Below are 210 nucleotides of genomic sequence, written 5' to 3' on the forward strand. Positions count from 1 at the left end.
CCGCGGCGGATGTAGGCGTCGGAGACGTAGCGGCCGTCGGCGATCTTGTCCCAGAGGTTGGTGGTGCGTACCCGGCCGCTGATGGTCTGGCCGGTGACCTGGCAGACGAGGGTGGTCTGGGTGCCGGTGCGCAGTTGGCCGACCACGGAGGCCGAGGTGGTGGCGGCGGTGCGGATGTTGAGCGGGGTGCTGCCGCTGTCGACCGTGCCG

Annotated in this window: 1 protein-coding gene; it reads right to left on the bottom strand. The window is 71.4% G+C overall.

Annotated features, from left to right (window positions below; translation table 11 throughout):
* Window positions 1-210 (bottom strand): SH3 domain-containing protein (locus HC031_RS32380; RefSeq protein WP_167929256.1); only part of this gene is annotated, 210 nt, incomplete at both ends.

Source organism: Planosporangium thailandense (genome assembly GCF_011947195.1).
GTDB classification, from domain to species: Bacteria; Actinomycetota; Actinomycetes; order Mycobacteriales; family Micromonosporaceae; genus Planosporangium; species Planosporangium thailandense.